The organism is Nonomuraea sp. NPDC050680, from assembly GCF_040654555.1.
Taxonomy (GTDB): Bacteria; Actinomycetota; Actinomycetes; order Streptosporangiales; family Streptosporangiaceae; genus Nonomuraea.
This window is the reverse complement of sequence record NZ_JBFAIF010000006.1, coordinates 117,990-133,988: the sequence shown is the minus strand read 5'-3', so window position 1 is coordinate 133,988 and position 15,999 is coordinate 117,990. Positions and strand designations below refer to the sequence as shown.

Genomic DNA, 15,999 nt, shown 5'->3' with positions numbered 1-15,999 from the left:
GCTGATTAGGGGACCGGCCTGGTGGCCGGATAGCTTTGAAGCATGCTCCGGACCCTGTTCTCCCCACGCGTGGTGGGGTTGCACCTGCTGACGATCGGGGTCCTCATCGCGTTCATCCTGCTCGGACGCTGGCAGCTCGGCGTGTTCCAGGATTCCGGCAAGCCGCACGCGGTCACCGATCCCGCCGCCGTCGGCGTCGCCACGCTGTCCCAGGTGGGCGCGCAGCTGACGGGCCCCGCCGTGGGCCGCAAGGTCTCGGCGGAGGGCGTCTACGACGCGCCGCGCCAGTTGCTCGTGGCCGACCGGCCGGCCGACGTCGACGCGCCCGGCGGCAACGTCTCGCGCGACGAGGGCTACTGGGTTCTCACGCCGCTCCGGCTCGACGACGGCACGCTGGTGCCGATCGTCCGCGGCTGGGTGGCCAAGGCCGGCGACCCGGCGGCGGCCGTGCCCGGCGGCAAGGTCGCGGTGACCGGCCGGCTGCGCCCGTCGCAGGGCACCGACAGCGTGCAGCGCCGCGCCGAGGGGTTGCCCGCGGGGCAGGTGCAGACGGTGTCCACCGGTGAGCTGATCAACCTGTGGAGCGGGCAGAAGCTGCGCAACGGCTATGTCGTCGCCCAGCCCGCCTCGGGGCCGCTGACCGCGGTGAAGGTCCGGCCGCCGGTCGTCGGCGGGGAGTTGACTTGGCGTAATCTCGCTTATGCCGCCAACTGGTGGATCTTCGCCGGGTTCGCCGTGTTCATGTGGTTCCACTTCGTACGCGATGCCGTACGAGCGGATCGTGATCGGGACAGTGGCAAGTCCCCTGAGATGGTTCTGGAAGGTTAACGGTGGAATCGGCTCTGAAGCCCTTCCGGGTGCTCGCCTACATCGTCGGCGTGATGCTGCTCGTGCTCTGCGTGGCCATGGTGCTCCGCTACGGCTTCGGCATCGTGGGCATATCGAAGATCGTGGCGCCCATCCACGGCTTCCTCTACATGATCTATCTGATCACGGTGATGAACCTGGGGATGAAGGCGCGCTGGAGCTGGCCGTACATGCTGGGCATCATGCTCGGCGGCACGGTGCCGTTCCTGTCGTTCTACATCGAACGCCGGGTGACGAGCCGGGTGCACACGGACCTGGCCGCGGCGGCGGCCTGAGGCCCCGCCGCGCGCCTTTCCCGCCTCAGCCGCCGATGCCGCGTCTGCGGGCTCGCTTGAGCCGCTCGCGCTGCGACGGATCGAGCATCAGGTAACCGACCACCGGGGCGGCGACCACGCCGAGGACGACCAGCAGGGTGAGCCAGCCGGGCAAGAAGATCAGCGAGAGCAGAACGGCGGCGCCTGCGCCGATGGCGTACTTCTGGACTGGTGACATCCTCAACTTCCTCCGTACGCGGAGCGCGTGCCCCGCCTCTCCCATTGTGTGTCTTGAGTCCAACGCGTGGGCCCCCTCTGGGGTTCCATTCGCGATATATCTTAAAAAATTCGTCTCTCAAAACAGGTCCGCGACGGCCTTGAGGTCCTTGCGGAGCGCGTCCGGCCCCGGCCGGTGCGCCGGGAACCCTGACAGCAGGCGGAACAGAACCGGCGCCAGCGCGCCCGCCCTGGCCAGCGGGGCGCCGGGCGCGGGCGGATGCCCCTCGACGGCCGCGAACAGGGTGGCGCCCAGTGACCACAGGTCCGCCGCCGGTCCTGGCACGCGTTCTGGCGCCGTGTAGGCCGGGATCGTCGCCGGCATCACGGGTGCGTGCGAGACCTGCGCGGGAAGGGGCGTGGTGGCCAGCGTGGCCCGGCCGGCCGTGTCGATCAGGACGTTGCCCGGCTGTACGCCGCCGTGATGCGATCCCCGGGCGTGCAGGTCGGCCAGCTGGTCGAGTACGGCCAGCCCGATCTCGGCCACCCGGGCGGGCGGCAGCGGCCCGGCCGTGGCGAGGATGTGCCCGAGCGTCTGCTCCACGGCGAGCCGGTCGAGCATCCCGGCCACCACCTCGACCGGCGGCGGTCCCGCTGGCTCCAGCATGGCCCTGACCAGCCACCGGAAGGCGTCGGTGCTCTCCGCGGGGGCCCGCCCCGGCGGCCGGCCCTCGACGGCGAAGTGCAGCGTCGCGGCCATCGACCACATGTCGGCGGACGGCCGCATGCCCAGTCCCGGCAGCCCGAACCCGGTGAGCACCGCCCGGCCCGTCGAGGTGAGCAGCACGTTGCCCGGATTGACCCGCCCGTGCACGATCCCCGTGTCATGAGCGGTCCGCAACGCCGACAGCAGGCACACGCCCACCCGCGCGGCCTGTTGCACGGGCAAAGGGTGCCGCGAGTCCACGGTCTGCTCCAGCGAGGTGCCGGAGACGAACTCCATGACCAGCCACGGCTCGTCGTCCTCCACCACCACGTCGAGAACCGGTACGACGGAGGCATGCCGGAGCCCGGCGGCCCGCCGCGCGTCCTGCAGCGCGGATCCGCGTAACTCGGCGGGCACGTGTAGCTCCCTGACCGCGACGTCACGATGTTCTACCTCGTCGAACGCCAGTCGTACGGAACCCGCGCCCAAAGGGTTCAGCAGCCGGTAGCGACCGGCGAGCTTCTTGGTCTCTCCCATCCCGAGGTGCACGATATCGCCACGTTCTATGGCAAAGCCATGGGCTAGGCGTGGGTTCCCCTCAGCCACTTTTCATGCGCGGCGTGAACCTTCCCGAACAGGGCTTCTTTCTCTTCCTGACTGACGTCGTCCAGGTGCAGCCCGAACACGTCGGACAACGCGGCGTAGTAGTCGCGAGCCGTGTGGAGGCTGATGGAATGGGCGCCGTTGCCCACACGCGACAGGGCGAGCCCTCGGAGGAGGTCCACGCCGGAAGCGTCCCGCCGGGCGATCGTCGCGACCCGGACGAAACCCGACTCCGGCGACGTCGACAGGTGATGATGCATCGCAGTAAAGGCTGACATGTCGGTCGGGGTGGGGTCGAAGTCCATGCCCAGGAACGCGCCGCTCGGGTCGTGGTCGAACCGCCAGCCTCCCGGCGCGACCTCGGACCGCCGCAGGCCGTACGAGAAGGGCCCCTGCCGGTAGACCCCCGCGACCAGCGGGAGCGGCTCGTGCAGCGCGTCGCCCAGCCCCACGTCGGCCAGCCACTCGCCGCCCGGATTGTCGTCGGACGGCAGCCCGCGCACGGTGAGCACCAGGTGGTTGGCGGTGATGCCGGGTGTGCCGCCGGGGGACTGCACGCCGCCCACGTGCCTGCTCACGTCGTAACCGAGCTCCATGAGCAGCAGGGAGAACGCGCCGTTCAGGTGGTAGCAGTAGCCGCCGCGGCCGCCGATGATCCGCCCGGCCGACTCGGCGGGATCGACCGTGGTGGGACGGCCGAGCCAGATCTGCAGCGCCTCGTAGGGGACCCGCTCGATGTGCGCGACGTGCAGCCGGCGCAGGTTCTCGGCCGTGGCCGGGGCGGTCAGCAGGTCGGGAAGCCCGAGGCGACGCAGGTATCCGTCGGTGTTCACCGGCTAAGTCTGCACCGGATATGCACAGATTGGGGAGTGCCGTCTGCACAGCCCCCTTCTAGGCTTTCGTCCGTGGCAGAGCAGCGACGCATCCTCCTGGTCGAGGACGACGAGACCATCGCCTTGGCCGTACGGAACCGGCTGGCGGCCGAGGGGTTCGACGTCAGGGTGGCGGGAGACGGGGAGACGGCCCTGGTCGAGTACGGCAGGGCCGAGCCCGATCTGGTGATCCTGGACCGGCTGCTGCCGGGACTCGACGGGCTGGAGGTATGCCGCCGGATGCAGGCGGCCCGGCCGGTGCCGGTGCTCATGCTGACCGCGCTCGGGGAGGAGACCGACGTACTGGTCGGGCTCGGGGTGGGCGCGGACGACTACCTGGCCAAGCCGTTCAGCATGCGCGAGCTGGTGGCTCGGATCCACGCGCTGCTGCGCCGGGTCGAGCGGGCCGTCCAGCTCGCCTCCGAGGACACGGTGATCAGGGTGGGCGAGGTGGAGATCGACACCGCGGCCCGCCGGGTGTTCGTGCGCGGCGCCGAGGCGCAGCTCACCAGGACGGAGTTCGACCTGCTGCGCCGCCTGGCCGAGCGGCCCGGCCAGGTCTTCGAGCGCGACCGGCTGCTGTCGGACGTGTGGGGCTTCTCCGAGGCCGCCGCGACCAGGACCGTGGACAGCCACGTACGCGCGTTACGCCGCAAGCTCGGCTCCGGCGTCGTCCGCACGGTGCACGGAGTCGGCTACGCGCTGGTCCGCCGATGAGGCAGCCGCTCGACTTCCTCGGCCGCATCAAGGTCAAGCTCGGCCTGGTGATCGTGCTGGCCGTGGGCACCGCCTTCGTGGTGAACGAGGTCGGCATCAACTCCGGCCTCTCCCGGCCCATCCGGATCGCGGTCGCGCTGATCCTCGCCCTGATCATGGTGCAGGTGCTCGCCATGGGCATGACCAAGCCGCTGCGCCAGATGGCCAGGGCCGCCCAGACCATCGCCAAGGGCCGCTACACGCTGCGCGTCCGCGCCACCTCGCGCGACGAGGTCGGGGAGCTGGCCAGGGCGTTCAACGCGATGGCGGCCGACCTCGGCGAGGTCGACCGGCAACGGCGCGAGCTCGTCGCGAACGTCAGCCACGAGCTGCGCACCCCCATCACCGGTCTGCGCGCCGTCCTGGAGAACGTCGTGGACGGCGTCTCCGCGGCCGACCCGGTCACGATGAAGACCGCGCTCGCCCAGACCGAACGGCTCGGCCGGCTCGTGGCGCAGCTGCTCGACCTGTCACGGCTCGACTCGGGCGTGCGCCTCATGGAGCCGGAAGCGGTCGAGCTCGCGCCGCTGCTGGAGCAGGCCGTGCGCGAGGCCGCGCTGGCGCGGGAGGACGTCCGGCTCGCTCCCGCGGCCCCCGCCGACCTCGTCGTACGCGCCGACCCCGACCTGCTCGCCCAGGTCCTGGCGAACCTGCTCGACAACGCGGTACGCCACAGCCCACCCGGCGGCTCGGTCACCGTGACGGGCGCGCCCGACGGGGACGGGGTCCGCATCACCATCGCCGACCAGGGGCCGGGAATCCCCGCCTCGGCTCACGGGCGGGTGTTCGAGCGCTTCTCCCGGCTGGACGCGGGGCGGACGGCGGACGGCGGGGGTGCCGGGCTGGGGCTGGCGATCGTGAAGGAGATCGTCGAACTGCACGGCGGTTCGATCCGCATCGACGACTGCGCGGGGTGCCGCATGATCGTCGATCTACCAGGGAGGACCATCATGGCGGATACGCCATTAGAACCCGCTTCGGGGGCCGACGAAGGGATGGCGCCCGTTGCGGCGGGTGATGCGCTACTCGGGTCGGAGGTTCTTGCGGCGGCGGTCGGTGGTGTCGAGCCGGGTCTGTCTGAGTTGAGGGCTGCCGGGGCTTCCGGCGCTGGGGATGTGGAGGCCGTGCCGGAGACTGAGACGGCGGGCCAGGCGGTGCTCGCGGCTTCGTCGGCTCAGGAGCCGGAGTCGCCGGCCTCGTCTGCTCAGCCGGTCCCGTCGGTCCAGCCGGTCTCCTCGGCTCTGTCGGAGTCCTTGGCGCAACTGGTCGCTCTGGCTCAGCCGGTGGCCTCGGGTCAGGTGGCCTCGGGTCAGCCGATCGCTCTGGCTCCGCCGGTGGGTCCGTCGGACCCTTCGCCGGCACCGGCGCAGGTGGCCATGTCTCCGGTGCCGGTGCCGGTGTCTGCTGGCCGGCTCGGACGGATGGTCGCGGGGGGAGTCATCGGGCTGCTTCTCGGGTTCCTGGTCGGGCTGTTCGCGGCCGTGTTCGTCAGTGTGGCGGCGGGCAGCGATACGGCCGCGCTCATCACGCTCGTGCTGGTCACCGCGCTCATCGGGGCTGTCGGGGTGTCTCTGGGGGCGGGCACCGGGCGACGGGCTGCCAGTGTCCCGCCGTACCAGCCCGCTCAGGGTCCGCCGCCGGGCCAGCCGTACCAGGGGCAGGGGATACCGGGGCAACCCCAGCAGAGCCAGGCGTACCAGCGGCATGGGCAGCCTGGTTCGCAGGTCTCCGGTCCGCAGGCGCACGGTCCGCAGGCGCACGGACCGCAGGTGCACGGGCCGCAGTCGCCGCCCCCGCCGTACGTTCCGCCGCCGCTCTTCCCGCGCCCCGACCTGCCCGAGACGCCGCGCTGGCTGCTGCCGGCGGCGGCGGGGGCCGGCGTGTTCTCAGCCGTGGCGGTGCCGGACGCGCAGGTGGGCCTGGGCCTCGTCCTGGCCACGATGGTGCTGGGCGCCGCGGCGCTGCCCGCGGTGCTGCGGCGGATCACGCCGTGGACGGTGCTGTTCGGCCTGACCGCCTACTGGCTGATCGCGATGGCCGCCGTACGGGACGCCGACTGGCTGGTCGGGATCCTGTTCATGGCCGGGTGCGGGCTGCTGGCGCTGGCCGTCTCCGGGGCGGGGTTCGGCTGGCTGGGCGTGATCAGGGGCGGCGTGTCGGTGTTGCTCGCGCTGGGGCCGGTGCCGTGGTTCCTGGCCAAGCCGCTGAAGCGGCTGACCGCCAAGCGGCGCGTCCTGCCCATGGTCGCGGCGCTGGGCATCACGGCGGTGTTGCTGGTGGTGTTCGGCCTGTTGTTCGCCTCCGCCGACGCGGTGTTCGCCACCTACCTGGAGCGCCTGACCACGACCCCGGATTGGGCCGAGTCGGTGCCGCTGCGGATCTTCCTGTTCGTGGTCGGGGCCGTGCTGCTGGCCGCCGTGGTGCTGGTCGCGCTGCGGCCCGTGGTGGATCCGATCGGGCCCGAGGTCAAGTTCGCCGTGTCCAGGAGCGTCTGGGTGGTGCCGCTGACCGCGGTCAACCTGCTGTTCGCGGCGTTCGTGGCGGTTCAGATCACCGTGCTGTTCGGCGGCGACTCCTGGGTGCTGAAGACCGCTGGCCTCACCTACGCCGAGTACGCCAGGCAGGGCTTCTTCCAGCTCGTCGTCGTCAGCGTGTTCGTGATGTGCATCGTCGCCGTCGTGGCCGGCCTGCTCCGGACCGAGCGGCGCGAACGCTGGCTGCTGGCCGGCCAGCTCGGCGTGCTCTGCGCCCTCACGATGGTCGTGCTGGTCTCCGCGCTGCACCGCATGGACCTCTACACCGAGGCGTACGGCCTGTCCCGGCTGCGCCTGTCGGTGCAGGCCACGGTCTGGTGGCTGGGCGCGCTGTTCGCCCTGGTCATACTGGCGGGCGCGGCCCGGCTGGCCGGTCGCGGCTCCGGCTGGCTGCCCCGCACGATCGTGCTGGTCACCGGGCTCGGACTGGGCGCGTTCGCGATCGTCAACCCGGACTTCCAGGTGGCCCAGACACAGGTGGTGGTACGCGGGCCGGCCAAGCTGGACGCGGACTACCTGGGCGACCTCGGCGCGGAAGCCGTACCGGCCCTGGACCGGCTCCCGGAGCCGCAACGCAGCTGCGTGCTGACCGACGTGATCAAGGCCAACGGCCTGAACCAGCCGGACGCGTGGAACGGCTGGAACCTGGCCAGGTCGCAGGCCCGCGAACTGCTCGCCAAGCGCCCGGTCACCACCACGACCACGGGCTGCGACCGATCGGTGTCCCGGATCGACTGACGGCCGCCACAGTGGTGGTCCTAGCAGTGCGGGTTGGCGGCCTTGTAACCGTGCTTGAACAGCTTCGACCGCCCTTGGAAGTGCCGCTTCACGCACCGGTGGAACGTGGCCGCGTCCGCGGCGCCTCGTCTCTTGCCCTGCTGTCTGAGCTGGGCGCGCCCGGACGAATCGCCCCCGCCACAGCCGGCGTGCTTCCGGCCCACCGCCCAGCCGACCTTGTAGCCGAGTCTGTAGTCCGGCTGGCCGGAAGCCGGGTGTTTACCCGGACGGGAGGGCTGGCACCGTACGCCATTGGCGTAGCCGTCGGAGTAGCCCTTCGGGCAGCCCTGGCCCTTGTCGTCGCACGGGTTCAGCCGTGCCGACAGGGCCATGGCCCCCGTACGGGTGACCGGGGCCACCGCGGTGAAGCCCTGAGGCAGGGCGAGGGCGGCGACAAGAGCCGATCCGAGGACGACGAGCGCGCCTCTTTCGATCATGACCTCTCCGTCTCCGGCGAAGAGCACGGCCAGGTGTCCCGCCTCGAGCAATGAGCGTCTTGAGGTAATTCCCGCTCATATAGTGGACAAATAGCCATGTAGGGCATCAACCATCTCAAGCTTGACCAAAAGTGATCATGTTCTATTTGTCGCCCGCTCGAGCCGACGACGGCCGGACGGGGTTACTCGGTCAGGACCGCAGCCGCGCGGGACCTGCTGGATCATGTTTAATCCTTGAGTGGCTTTCGATGTGATCATCAGCGGCGGACACGTGCTCGACGGGACGGGGGCGCCGCCGTACCGAGCCGACGTGGCGATCACCGGCGACCGGGTCGCCGCCGTGGGTCGCCTCGACGGCGCGGAGGCCGCCTCCGTCATCGACGCGAGCGGACGGTTCGTCGTACCGGGGTTCATCGACTGCCACGCCCACGGGGACGCGGCCGTCTTCGACCCCGCCGTACAGTTGGCAGCGCTTCGCCAGGGAGTGACCACGTTCGTGCTGGGACAGGATGGCCTGTCCTTCGCCCCCGGCTCCGCCGGCACCGTCGCCTACGCCGAACGCTACTTCGCGGCTGTCAACGGCCCCCTTACGGGCGGCGTGCGTTCCGGAGACGGGCTGTCGGTCGCCGAGTTGCTCCAGGGGTATGACCGTGCGGTCGCCCTCAACACCGCCTACCTGATCCCGCACGGCACGATCCGCTACGACGTCATGGGTCCCTCCTCAGGCGCCCCCACACGCGACGAGCTGACCCGTCTGCTCGCCCACGTGGAACGCGGCCTGGAGGACGGCGCGGTCGGCCTGTCGAGCGGCCTGGAGTACCTGCCGGGCCGCTACGCCTCCGCGGCGGAACTGGCCGCCCTGTGCGCGCCCCTCGCGGGCCTGCCGTACGTCACCCACATGCGCGCCTACGGCGAGCGAGCCGACATTGGCATGTCGGAGGTCGTCGAGATAGCCCAGCGATCCGGTACGGCCGTGCACATCTCCCACCTGCACGGACCCGCGGACGTTCTGCTTCCCCTGGTGGAGGAGGCGCTGACGGCGGGCATGGACCTGACCTTCGACTCCTACCCCTACCTGCGCGGCAACACCATCCTGGCGATGGTCGTCCTGCCGCCCGAGGTCCCGGGCGCCGAGCCGGACCGCGCCCTGGAGATGCTGTCGTCCGGGGAGCTCGACGCCTGGTGGCCGGAGCTGGCTCAGACCTGGCCGCGCCTGACCATCTCCCACGCCCCCGGCCTGGAGTGGGCGGAGGGCCTGGGCATGGTCGAGGCGGCCGAGCGGGCGGGCTTGGCGCCGCACGAGTTCTGCCGCCGCCTGCTCATCGAGACGCGTCTGGAAGCGGGCTGCGTGACGGCCCGTCCCGACGAGGGCCCGGAGGGGGAGGAGTCGGTACGCCGCGTGCTGCGCCACCCTTCGCACACGGGCGGCTCGGACGGCATCTACGTGGGCGGCCACCCGCACCCGCGCGGCTTCGGCGCGTTCGCCCGCTTCCTGGGACGGCACGTGCGCGAGCTGGGCGACTGGACGTGGGGGCAGGCCGCCGTCCACCTGTCCTCGCACCCGGCGCGACGCTTCGGCCTGACGGACCGCGGCCTGCTCCGGCGCGGCTTCGCGGCCGACATGGTGGTGTTCGATCCGGCGACGGTGACGGACCTGGCCACCTACGAGGCTCCGCGCACCCCGGCGAGGGGAGTGGACGACGTGCTCGTGTCGGGGGTGCCGGTGCTGGCGAACGGCGCCCTGACCGGCGAGACTCCAGGACGAGCACTGCGCGGGCGCTAAACCCGTCACCGGCCAGTGCCCCCTGGAACGACGGACGGGGCCAAGAATGCGCACGTCACGGCGCCCAGCCACCTCCACCGGAGGAGCGTGCCCCTGGACAGAGCCCGGCTCCTGCGGCGGGTGGGGCTCACCGGGCTTGCCGTACAAGATCATAAAAAAGGGACACCAGTGAGATAGGCTCGGGCGCGGACAAATGGGGGTGTTGTGCAGGGAATCCACGAACACAATCGGTCCGTCTTCGACGGCGCCACCCTCCCTCTGATGGTCGTGCATCGGGAGGCGCTGGAGCACAACATCGCGACCATGGCCGCCTTCGCCCGCGATCACGGCATGGAGCTGGCGCCGCACGCCAAGACGCACATGTCCCGAGAGATCGCCACCATGCAGCTCGAAGCGGGCGCCTGGGCGCTCACCGTGGCGACGGCGCGGCAGGCGATGGCGGTGCGGGAGTTCGGGGCGGCCAGGGTCATGGTGGCCAACCAGATGGTGGACCCGGCCGGGCTGGAGTGGGCGGCGACGGAGCTGGCCGCCGACCCGGGCTTCGACTTCCTGTCCTTCGTCGACTCGGTGGCCGGGGTGGACATCCTGGCCCGGCACGCCTCGTCGCGGCCGTTCAGCGTGCTGGTCGAGCTCGGGCATGAGGGTGGGCGGGCCGGGTGCCGGACGCTGGACCAGCTGCTGGAGTTGGCCGCGCACGTGCAGCGGACCGACGGGGTGGAGCTGGCGGGTGTCGCCGGGTACGAAGGGGCGCTGAAGACGGCGCCCGAGGTCCGGAAATATCTGTATCTGTTGCAGGATGCCGCCGAGCACATCCGCGTCAAGAACCCCATTCTGACCGTCGGCGGCAGCCAGTGGTTCGACGTGATCGGGCGCGAGCTCGTCACCACCCAGGCCAGGATCGTCCTGCGCGCCGGAGCGTACGTCACCCACGACGACGGCTACTACCGCGAGCACACGCCCTTCAACCGCGTCCCCGGCGAGCTGCGGCCCGCGCTGGAGGTGTGGGCGCACGTGCTGTCCACGCCCGAGCCGGGGCTGGCGATCGTCGGCCTGGGAAAGCGCGACGCGCCCTACGACGAGGGCCTGCCCGTCCCCAGGCGCGGCGGCGTCACGATCGTGAAGATGCAGGACCAGCACACGGTCGTCCGCGCCGACGGGCTCAAGCCGGGCGACCTGCTCGCCTTCGGCATCTCGCACCCGTGCACCGCCTTCGACAAGTGGCGCACACTCCCGGTGGTCGACCGCGACTACCGCCGCGTCGACACGATAAGCACCCATTTTGGCTGATAAATGCTGGTAAATAGGGAGATGTTGTGAAGAAGGAATTGAAGACCAACGAGGGCGCGGCCCCGGTCGGCGCGTACTCCCAGGGTCTGGTCGTCGGCGACTTCGTCTACACCTCGGGCGCGGGACCGCTCGACCCGCAGACCGGTGAGGTCGTCGGCGACGACGTGGCCGCCCAGACCCACCAGACCATGCGCAACCTCGGCGCCATTCTCGCCGCCCACGGCCTCGGCTTCGACGACGTGGTCAAGGCCACGGTTCATCTGCAGCATCTCAAGCGCGACTTCGCCGCTTACAACGAGGTGTACAAGTCGTACTTCAGTCAGCCGTACCCGGTCCGTACGACCGTCGGCTCGGACCTGCTGGACATCCTGGTGGAGATCGACTTCGTCGCGTACAAGAGCGCGTAAGGTCGGTCCGTGGACAGTTCGGTGTACGTCTTCGTCGAAGATCTACGCGGCGAGGGTGTCGAGCGGGTGCTCGACAGGATCAGCGGGTACGGCGTGGCGGGCGTCACCGTCGGCGCCGTACACCACGCCTCCCGCGACGTCACCCCGCACGGACTGACCAGGCTCACACTCCGCCACGACGGCGCCCACTTCGTCCCGCCGGCCGACCTGTTCTCCGGTCTGCGGCTCAGGCCGACGGCCGGGTACCAGAACGCGCTCGACGGCCTGCGCGAAGCCTGTTCGGAGCGCGGGCTGAAGCTCCATGGCTGGACGGTTTTCCTGCGCAATGCCACGATCGGCACCCAGCATCCAGACGTGACCGTACGCGACTGCTTCGGCGACCGCGGCTCGCTCACCGACCTGTGCCCGGCGCATCCCGATGTGCGCCAGTACGCCGTCGCGTTGTCCAGAGCGGTCGCCCGGCTCGGCGTCGACAGCGTCGTGGCCGAGTCGTTGCACTTCAGACCGCTCAAGCCGCAGCGTTCCTTCGTACCGCTCGGGCCCATGGACGCCTATCTGTTCGGCCTGTGCTTCTGCGACTACTGCATGCGCCGGGCCACCGACCTGGGCGTCAACGCCGAGGTGGCCCGCGAGGAGTGCGCCAGGATCGTGGGCGGGGTGTTCGACGGCGACCCGCCCGCGCAGGGCGAGGTGACCCGGGCGGCGCTGACGGCGTACGCGGGCCCTGAGGTGGTCGCCTACGCCCGCGCCCGGTCGGAGACCGTCACCACGCTGGTCTCCGAGGTGGCCTCCGCCGTGGCGGACGAGGGCTCCAAGCTGGTGTTCGTCGACTCCACCGGCGCCGTCAAGGGCTACACCGACGGCCTGCCCTCGCCCGGCCTGGCCGCGCACGACGCCTGGCAGCTGGGCGTGGATCTGGTGGCGCTCGGCGACCTCGTGCCCGCGTTCGGCGTGCTCGCCTACGCGCGCGACGCCGCCCGGGTGGCCGACGACGTGGGCGCCTACCTGCGGTCGGTGGGCAAGGATCGGGAGGTACGCGCGGTGCTGCGGCCCGGTTACCCCGACAGCGACTCGGCTGACCGGCTGGTCGCGAAGGCGCGCGGGGCCAAGGCGGCGGGGGCGTTGGCGGTGGATTTCTACGCTTATGGGCTGATGTCGTACCCGGTACTGGACCGCATCCCCGCCGCTCTGGCCGAGGCTCTCTGATCAGCCTCCGATGACCTGGTGAGCCGGATCAGGGTCCGATTTCCACCGGGTTGAGTCATTACGGAGTGGTCAGGCGCTCACCGTGCTGCGGCCGCCCCACGGACGATCACCAGGGTTTCCGGTGCGTGTTGAAACGGTTGCGCTTAGTTGCCATGCTGGCCGTATGAGCATGGGCGGCCGGAGCCGCTGGGTGGTGTCGCCGGTCGCGCTCGCCGTGCTGCCGGTCTGTATCGGGTTGGTGGGGAACCTGGCGACCGGCACCGTTGAGGTGAAGGCTTGGTGGTGGGCGCCGGCCACATGGGCGTTGACCGGTGTGCTCGTCATAGCCGCCATCGCGTCGCAGATCGTGGGGTCGCGCGCAGAGTCGCCGAGCCAGGAGGCGGCGATGCGTACCGCCGCGGCGACTTTGCGGCAGATGGTGCGCAAGCAGTGGGAGCACGACGCGGTGGTGCGCGGTGTTCGGCAGCCGGTGCCGTTGCGGGTGCGGTGGTCGTCGACCGCTCGGCAGGTCGCGGAGACGCGTCAGATCGTGCTGGACGAGCCGGAAGCCACCTGGCAGGACATGCCGTTGGAAGGCGACGTCACGCAGATCGTCGAGAAGTTCCGCGGGCTGCCCCATCGGCAGTTGGTGGTGCTCGGAGAGGCGGGTGCCGGCAAGAGCGTCCTGGCGACGCTGCTCGCCCTCGGACTGATCGAGCAGTCGGAGGGGGATGACCCGGTGCCGGTGCTCCTGCCCGCCGCTTCCTGGAACCCGCAGGACGAGCCGGTGCGCCGGTTCGCGGCTCGGCGGATAGCCGAGGATTACCTGCCGCTGGCCGGTTCGATGGAGGGTCGCTGCGTGGCGGACCTGCTGATCGGCGAAGGCCGGATACTGCTGGTGCTGGATGGACTGGATGAACTCCCGGTTGAGTCGCAGGAGCGAGCGCTGCGGAAGCTGGATGAGTTCGCCGCGACGGGACGGCCGCTTGTGGTGACCTGCCGGGCCCCCGAGTTCCAGCGAGCCGTGGACGCCGGCGGTGTGATCATCTCCCGGGCGGCGGTCGTGGAGATCATGCCGGTGGACGTGGAACGGGCGATCGCGTTCCTGTCCCACCCTGAGCCGTTCCGGCATCGCTGGGAGCCGGTCTTCACCCACCTCCGCCGCGACAGCGAGAGTCCGCTGGCGCGGGTGCTGTCCACGCCGTTGATGGTGTCGCTGGCCCGTACCGCCTTCAGTCTCCCGGCCACGGACCCCACCACCCTGGCTCGCCTCGACAGCCGGGACGCCATCACCGCGATGCTCATGGACACGTTCGTGACCAGTGTCCATGACCCCGACCGGCCGGTGCCGCCCGAAGGCCGGCCGCCGCGCCGCTACGCTCCCGCCGCTGCCCAGCGCTGGCTCGGCTGCCTGGCCCTGCACCTGCGTCTGGTGGGCAGTACGGAACTGGTGTGGTGGCAGCTGTCCCCCGACCTGTACACCTTCAACGCGGAGGCGATCAGAGTACGCGTCGTGACGGCCATCGCCGCCATCGTGGGTGCCGGTGTCACAGCTGTGGCCGGGGCAGTGCCGGGGTGCGCGGTGACGTTCACCGTGGCAGCAGGCGCCTTGGCCGCCGCGGCGGGCATACTCCGGCCGCTATGGCCGTACGCCTACCCGCCGTACACCTCCACCTCCTACTCGCCGCTCGGCAAGCACCGTCGCCGGGCCCTGACGCTGAGAGCCGGATTCGGCATCGCGCCGGGGCTGCTGACCGGGATCATTCTCGGCGATCCGCTGATCGGGGTGGCCGGCGCCCTGGTCGTCGGGCTGCTCATCTTGATCATGCCCTCCCTGCCTTCGCGGACCAGACCGCGTGGCATCACCCCACGCGCAACCCTGAACGCCAACCACCGCGCCGCCGCCATCGCCGCCGCCCAGCACGGCATCACCGCCGCACTGGTCTTCGCCGCCTCCACCGCGGTGCTCGCCCCTGCGGCGACCCCCTGGATTCCCGCCGTCACCGCGGCCGTCGTCTACGGGTGGGTCGCTGCCTGCGGTGCGGGGTTGTGGACCTGGATCGATTACAAAACCACCCATCTTCGTCTTGCCGCCAAGGGCCGGCTCCCCTTGAGGCTGTGGACATTCCTCGAAGACCAGCACCAACGCCAAACACTGCGCCAATCCGGAACCGCCTGGCAATTCCGCCACGCCCTGCTTCAACACCACCTCGCCGCCACCCCCTACACCGAGCACCTGTATGCCTGCGCTCGCCAAGGCGACGCGGGCGCTCTTGGACACATCGCCGAGCGGCTGGTCGAAGAAGACCGCATCGAGGAGGCCATCGCCATGCTCGGGGCCTGGGCCGACCATGACGACTCCGGCACCGCCGCGTCGGCAAGCCTGAAACTGGCCGGCTTGTTGAGAAAGCACGGCCGCGTCGAGGAACTGCGCACCCGCGCCGACGCAGGCGACGCGCATGCTTTCGCGATCCTGGCTTACCTGCTGGAAGAACAGGGCCGGATCGAGGAGGCCATCACCGTACTCAGCCCTCACACGGACCGAGGCGCCGCTCCGCAACTGGCCAGGCTCCTCGCCCGCCAAGACAGGGCTCAGGAGGCCATCGACCTCCTTCACGCTCACCCCGAGCAGGACTACAACTGGACCAGCACGCTGGCCAAGCTGCTGGCTCAGCAGGGTCGGACCGAAGAACTGCGCGCCCGCGCCGACCAGGGCGACCGAGCCGCCGGCGACCAGCTGGCCCAACTGCTCGCCGGGCAGGGGCACATGGACGAACTGCAGGCCCGGGCCACGGCAGGCGATCCCGACGCCGCCTTCCGGCTCGCCCGGCAGGGCCGAGCGGAGGACGCCATCGCCCTGCTCCGCCCCCACGCCGACCAGGGCGACTGGGCCACCGGCGACCAGCTGGCCCGACTGCTGGCCGATCAGGGGCATGTGGACGAACTGCGAGCCCGCGCCACAGCAGGCGACCCGCACGCGGCCCACCGCCTCGCCCGGCTGCTCGCCGAACAAGGGGGGTTGGAGGAGGCGGTCACCCTGCTCCTGCCCCACGCTGTCCCAGCAGCGCGATCCGTCGAAGCGGGTGTTGTCCTGCCGCTGCTCAGCCATCTCCTGACGGCGCTGGGGCGGGAGCAGGAGGCCATCACCGTGCTTCGCGCCCACGCTCATCTGGGCAACGCCGACGCCGTAAGGCTGCTTGCCGACCGCGATCTCATGCGTGAGGAAGGCTAAAAGATCGGCAGCCGCGAAGCGGCCGGATTCATCCAGAAGTCGCGACACCGCCTGGCTCGTGAAGTCGTCCCTTACGACATGAC

At 70.7% G+C, this 15,999-nt stretch carries 13 protein-coding genes; 9 read left to right on the top strand and 4 right to left on the bottom strand.

Features of this window, described 5'->3' with window-relative positions; translation table 11 throughout:
* Nucleotides 1–42 precede the first annotated feature (42 nt).
* Together AB0H88_RS23090 and AB0H88_RS23085 are read left to right on the top strand one after the other, a co-directional pair.
* Nucleotides 43–828: an SURF1 family protein gene (locus tag AB0H88_RS23090; protein WP_357647574.1), complete on the top strand. Its 786-nt coding sequence runs from the start codon at nt 43–45 to the stop codon at nt 826–828.
* A gap of 2 nt (nt 829–830) precedes the next feature.
* A complete protein-coding gene (locus AB0H88_RS23085) occupies nt 831–1,142 on the top strand; it encodes a DUF3817 domain-containing protein (RefSeq protein WP_357647572.1) in 312 nt (103 codons plus the stop codon).
* Nucleotides 1,143–1,167: 25 nt separating this feature from the next.
* Here AB0H88_RS23085 and AB0H88_RS23080 read toward each other — a convergent pair whose 3' ends face one another.
* The 3 genes from AB0H88_RS23080 to AB0H88_RS23070 form a co-directional block, all read right to left on the bottom strand.
* Nucleotides 1,168–1,359, bottom strand: a complete 192-nt coding sequence (locus AB0H88_RS23080) for a hypothetical protein (RefSeq protein ID WP_357647570.1) — start codon at nt 1,357–1,359, stop codon at nt 1,168–1,170.
* A 117-nt stretch (nt 1,360–1,476) separates the two neighbouring features.
* On the bottom strand, nt 1,477–2,580 hold the full coding sequence (locus AB0H88_RS23075) for a protein kinase (protein WP_357647568.1): 1,104 nt from the start codon (nt 2,578–2,580) through the stop codon (nt 1,477–1,479).
* A 44-nt stretch (nt 2,581–2,624) separates the two neighbouring features.
* Nucleotides 2,625–3,479, bottom strand: a complete 855-nt coding sequence (locus AB0H88_RS23070; protein WP_357647566.1) for an arylamine N-acetyltransferase — start codon at nt 3,477–3,479, stop codon at nt 2,625–2,627.
* A 72-nt stretch (nt 3,480–3,551) separates the two neighbouring features.
* On the opposite strand from AB0H88_RS23070, the gene AB0H88_RS23065 reads away from it, so the two are divergent.
* A complete protein-coding gene (locus tag AB0H88_RS23065; protein ID WP_225295662.1) occupies nt 3,552–4,235 on the top strand; it encodes a response regulator transcription factor in 684 nt (227 codons plus the stop codon).
* Nucleotides 4,232–7,546, top strand: coding sequence for a DUF4153 domain-containing protein (locus tag AB0H88_RS23060; protein ID WP_357647564.1), 3,315 nt, complete (start codon nt 4,232–4,234; stop codon nt 7,544–7,546). Before AB0H88_RS23065 ends, AB0H88_RS23060 begins: the two co-directional genes overlap by 4 nt.
* Before the next feature lie 20 nt (nt 7,547–7,566).
* Here AB0H88_RS23060 and AB0H88_RS23055 read toward each other — a convergent pair whose 3' ends face one another.
* Nucleotides 7,567–8,022 (bottom strand): hypothetical protein, encoded by a 456-nt coding sequence (locus tag AB0H88_RS23055; protein WP_357647562.1) that lies wholly within the window; start codon nt 8,020–8,022, stop codon nt 7,567–7,569.
* A gap of 238 nt (nt 8,023–8,260) precedes the next feature.
* Here AB0H88_RS23055 and AB0H88_RS23050 point away from each other — a divergent pair, with 238 nt between their 5' ends.
* The 5 genes from AB0H88_RS23050 to AB0H88_RS23030 all read left to right on the top strand — a co-directional run bounded on the left by AB0H88_RS23050 (nt 8,261) and on the right by AB0H88_RS23030 (nt 15,916).
* Complete coding sequence (locus tag AB0H88_RS23050) at nt 8,261–9,805, top strand: amidohydrolase family protein (protein WP_357647559.1); 1,545 nt, start codon at nt 8,261–8,263, stop codon at nt 9,803–9,805.
* A gap of 261 nt (nt 9,806–10,066) precedes the next feature.
* Nucleotides 10,067–11,092, top strand: a complete 1,026-nt coding sequence (locus tag AB0H88_RS23045; protein WP_357647556.1) for an alanine racemase — start codon at nt 10,067–10,069, stop codon at nt 11,090–11,092.
* A gap of 26 nt (nt 11,093–11,118) precedes the next feature.
* Nucleotides 11,119–11,499: a Rid family detoxifying hydrolase gene (locus AB0H88_RS23040; protein WP_357647554.1), complete on the top strand. Its 381-nt coding sequence runs from the start codon at nt 11,119–11,121 to the stop codon at nt 11,497–11,499.
* A 9-nt stretch (nt 11,500–11,508) separates the two neighbouring features.
* Complete coding sequence (locus AB0H88_RS23035; RefSeq protein ID WP_357647552.1) at nt 11,509–12,705, top strand: hypothetical protein; 1,197 nt, start codon at nt 11,509–11,511, stop codon at nt 12,703–12,705.
* Between the two features lie 163 nt (nt 12,706–12,868).
* Nucleotides 12,869–15,916, top strand: a complete 3,048-nt coding sequence (locus AB0H88_RS23030) for an NACHT domain-containing protein (protein WP_357647550.1) — start codon at nt 12,869–12,871, stop codon at nt 15,914–15,916.
* The last annotated feature ends 83 nt before the right edge of the window (nt 15,917–15,999 follow it).